Here is a 4,292-nt window from a genome sequence, read left to right as displayed (position 1 = left end):
CGCTGCTTCAATCAGTCTTTGGGCTTTTTCATTTACACTCAAAGGAACGAGGAGTAATTGCTGGATCTCATCGTCTTCCAGCATATCCGTGAGGCCGTCGGAGCAAAGAAGAAAGACATCGCCAGTCTGAACAGCACCCTTAATAACATCCACTGCTAACGACTCATTTACGCCGACTGCCCTCACAATGACATTCTTAAGCGGGTGAGATTCGGCTTCGGCAGGGGTGATAACCCCCTGGTCTATCTGTTCCTGTATGAGAGAATGATCCCGGGTAATCTGCTTTAAGTTTCCCTGCCTCAGAAGGTACGTGCGGCTATCACCGACGTGACCAACGACATAGTTCCCGCTATGGTACGCCAGCAGTTCTGCCGTGCAGCCCATCCCCCTGTGCTCGCTATGTTTCTTAGCGGTGGCGAGTATTCGGTTGTTTGCTTCCAGAAAAACCTTCGTGACCGATACAGAAAGGGCATCATCCGACCGTATGTCAACCTTTAAAAAGACTTCGCGTGCGGTGTCTGCAAATATTCGACTTGCAACCTCCCCTGACGCAGCTCCACCCATACCATCGGCCACCACCGCGAGCCCCAGTGCCGGTTCAACAATAAGAGAATCCTCGTTGTTGGGTCGTCTAAGCCCGGCATCCGATTTGCCCGCATACGTCACGTCGAACATGATTAATCTTACCTGATTAATGCAGAATAGGAAACAGCTCTTTTATCGTGTATGGAAATGACGATCCGCTTGACTCGACAAAAAGCAGTGAGGCATAATGTTACGAAGAGTAATGAGACGTCCCCCTGAGATCATAGTCCAGTTGATTCATATCCACGGTCCTCTTAAGGGTGAAATCAAGGAGTTCTCAAAGGAGACTATCTCTATAGGTCGCCATCCCTCGTCAGATCTCAGACTTCCCGCTGAGCTAACGGTCATTTCCAGAAACCACGCGGAGATCAACCGGGAAGGCAATCAGTTCAGACTAATTGATCGGAGCACCAACGGTACGTTTGTTAACGGTAAAAAAATTACCGACGTGCTCCTGCGAGATGGGGACGTACTGGAATTTGCGGATGGAGGACCGAAGGTGAGCTTCCTCACGCAAATGAAGGAAGCGCCTATGGAGCCAGAGGCAGCGGTGACAGCCCCGATTGACGAGGGTAAACCTTCACCTGCTCCCGCTCCGGCCCGGCCGCCGGAAGTGATAGCACCGCAACCTGCGGTTGCTCCGCTTGTGATCCAGTATGGGCCAACTATTCGCTCTTACAAGGAACTTCCCGTCACGATCGGCAAGAGTGCAAAATGCCACTTCGTGCTCGATCACCCCGGGATCTACGATCAGCATGCTCAGGTCTTTTTCAGCCAGGGACAGTATTGGATAAAGGATCTGACAGGGCAGAATATGATCAGGCTGAATCATCAGCCAATACCCATGCAAACTGTGATTACGCTTTATGATAATGTCGCCTTGAGTCCGCAGGGTCCTGTCTTTCGTTTCCTGGGAGACGGGCGTATGGCTGAAGTTACGGAGACGGCCGAAGAGCAGCGTCCCGGAACGCAGGAGGGAGAAGAGAGCCAGGTACGACCGGTGAGGAACGAGAAACCTGAGAAGGGTGTGCTGTCAAAGATAAAGAAGAAGCTATTTTGAGCCTACGTACACCAGGAGACTTCGTGCCTTTTCGATATCTCTCCTTGCCCTGGAATGACCAGGATCGAGCCGCAGCGTTTCTTCCCATTCTCTAATCGCTCCCTGCAGATCCTCCGCGAGAAAGTAGTTCACCCCTTTTCTATAGTGCTCATCCGCCCGTGCTTTGTCTCTTGCTGTTGGCGAAGAAACGCTCTTGGGCTTGGCCTGCTTTGCCATCTGCTTGTGCTCGCGCTTCGGCTCAGGTTCCAGGTTGGGGAGCTTTACCAAAATCCCTGGCTTTAGTTGATCGTTGGCTGCCGCGTTGCTGAAATAAGCTACCAGGAACTCTTTGGCAGAGTCACCATACACCTTTTTTGCGATGCCGCTCGGGGTATCGCCTTGTCTGGTTTCGTACAACAGGTAATCAGCCTCTGCTGTTTTTGTTTTCAGGTAGTCAAGCGCCGCCTTATGTTGGGGGTCATATGCGAGTACTAGAAGAAATTCTCTGCGGGCTGAAGGTAGCGAGCCCTCGTTCAGATAGCTTAACCCTTTCTGAAAATGCCTGTCTGCCTCAGTCCGTATGAGCTTCTGGATATGCTCTATTTTGTGCAAGGCTTCAGGATCATCAGGCAGAAAACTCTGCACAATCTTCCAGGAGAACAATGCCTGCTGCACTTCCCCCTGCTTTTCCTGTGCGAGGGCGCGTGAACGGTACGTGTCGGGAAATATCCTGAAAGGGTCCTTCTCCACGTCTCGCTCGGCAGGCTTTTCCACGAGAATGACAGGGGCAGGGGGCGTTGCACAGCCGACCAGCGCATACAAGGCAAGGATTGCGATCGCGTTCTTTCCTTTCATTTGATTGCCCTGTCATCGAGCGTCTTGAGGTTGTTCTCGAAGTCTTTCATGCTGAAGGTGCCGTAAATCATAGAACGATTGGCTCGATAGGGATTCACGAAGAATGGATTGCCGCCTCTCTCCACGGTGAATGCGCCCCTATAGCCAAGCTTCATAAGAAGAGTGATCACGAGATGATTCGTTTCTCCGTAGGGATAAGCCAGGTACTTCACATCTGAGTTGAGCCGCTGCTTTATGACTTTAGTTGATTCGATCAGATCCTTCTTAATTGACTCAAAGTAATCTTTGAAGGATTCGCCTCCTATCCTCCTGTCGAGGTATCGATGTGTCTTTGTGTGGCACTGTATGCTGATACCACTATCTGACATCTCCTTCAGGATGTTCCAGTCGAGGGTTCTGCTGCCGTTGATGATGAAATCGGTATAGATAAAAAAAGTGGCAGGATAGCCATACTTTTTCAAAATGGGAAAAGCTAAATCGTACACCGAGCGCCAGCCGTCGTCGATGGTTATAAGCACCGATTTCTCCGGGATCTGGTTCTTGAATTCTAGAAAGTCGAAGAACTGATCCATCGTGATGACGCGATACCCGTTTCGTTTCAGAAAACGCATCTGATCATCAAACGCCTTTTCACTGACAGTTGTAAGATCGACCTTGTCTCTTGAAAACTTGTGATAGGAAAGTACTGAAACGGTTTGATACCCTTCGGGCGTTACTCCTCCTTTTCCGAGAGGAACCAATGGGATGACAATGGGCTGTCCCGGCTTCACAGAGGTAACACCATTAAACTCAGAGATGATCCAGTCCTTCGAGGAATCGCCCAGGTATCTTGCTGCAAGTGAAGAGAGTGAATCTTTCGGCTGAACTATTACAGCCGCGAATTCATGGAATACCCTGGAAGTGTCTGCCTGGATGGGAATCGCAGGTTCTGCGGTCGGCTGCTGTTGCGGCTGCGGAAGCTGGTGAGTCAGAGCGCATCCTGCAATAAGCAGTGCAGCGGCTAGTATGCGCAATGAAGCAATCATGAACGTTTGAAGGTGGAAGGGCTGCGACCTAGTGGGAAATTACCAAGTTATAGTCTTTCCTATCGATCAATTTGATGAGGCGGAAATTTTCCCAGGGCTCTGTTCTCTGGGCCATTTCTCTGGGTGCTATGGGCTCAACGGATACCTTCTGTTCCACCGACTCGTAAACATCCCGGCTCATGATGATCTCTCCGGGGCCCGCCATTACGTTGAGTGAATACGCGACCTTAAAGCTTTCACCGATAAAGGTGAGAGTCTTTTTTTCTTCGGGGCCGATATTTCCGGAGAGTACCACCCCCGAGCTTATCCCGATCCCAACTTTTGAGAGAAGAGGGTTGCCATTACCGGCTGCCTGCTGCAGAGCCTCCTGCACCGCAACGGCTGCGCTGACCGCCCTTTCGCTATGATCAAGCCAGACGGGCGTATTCCCAAAAACAGCGATCACCGCATCGCCTATGAATTTATCTATGTAGCCGCCGAAGTCTATGATCGGGCCGGTTGCGATCGAGAGGTACTGGTTCAGATCATTAAGAACCTCTTGGGGATCTCTTGTTTCAGTGTAGGCCTTGAACCCTTTAATGCCGGCAAAAAGGACCGTTACCTGGGTCCTTTTTATCCCTTCAGTATATTGGTTTAAGAGTTCGATCTCTTCCCCCTCAGTACTGTCTATGAGACTGAGTGGCGTCGTCTTTTCCACGGTCTCGTTTGTGGGCGGCTCGCTTTCCGCAGGTTGTGGCGTTTGCTCTTCCCTTGTCAACTCCCTCTTCAACGGGATCCACAGAAAGAAA

Annotated in this window: 5 protein-coding genes; 1 reads left to right on the top strand and 4 read right to left on the bottom strand. The window is 50.7% G+C overall.

All coding sequences use genetic code 11. From position 1 onward, the window contains the following. The coding region (locus VMT71_06340) for a protein phosphatase 2C domain-containing protein (GenBank protein HVN23570.1) at positions 1-675 on the bottom strand (675 nt) is incomplete at its 3' end. Positions 676-772: 97 nt separating this feature from the next. Here VMT71_06340 and VMT71_06335 point away from each other — a divergent pair. After that, positions 773-1,645, top strand: coding sequence for an FHA domain-containing protein (locus VMT71_06335; protein ID HVN23569.1), 873 nt, complete (start codon positions 773-775; stop codon positions 1,643-1,645). Here the strand turns inward: VMT71_06335 and VMT71_06330 are convergent. From VMT71_06330 to VMT71_06320, 3 genes are all read right to left on the bottom strand, one after another. Beyond that, a complete protein-coding gene (locus VMT71_06330) occupies positions 1,637-2,479 on the bottom strand; it encodes a hypothetical protein (protein HVN23568.1) in 843 nt (280 codons plus the stop codon). The two genes, VMT71_06335 and VMT71_06330, sit on opposite strands and share 9 nt — an antisense overlap. After that, positions 2,476-3,492, bottom strand: coding sequence for a polysaccharide deacetylase family protein (locus VMT71_06325; protein ID HVN23567.1), 1,017 nt, complete (start codon positions 3,490-3,492; stop codon positions 2,476-2,478). Before VMT71_06325 ends, VMT71_06330 begins: the two co-directional genes overlap by 4 nt. Positions 3,493-3,532: 40 nt before the next feature. Continuing rightward, positions 3,533-4,292 (bottom strand): adenylate/guanylate cyclase domain-containing protein (locus VMT71_06320; protein ID HVN23566.1); only part of this gene is annotated, 760 nt, incomplete at its 5' end.

It is taken from the genome of Syntrophorhabdales bacterium (assembly GCA_035541455.1).
Lineage (GTDB): Bacteria > Desulfobacterota > Syntrophorhabdia > Syntrophorhabdales > WCHB1-27 > JADGQN01.
This window is presented reverse-complemented; position numbering and strand designations above follow the sequence as displayed.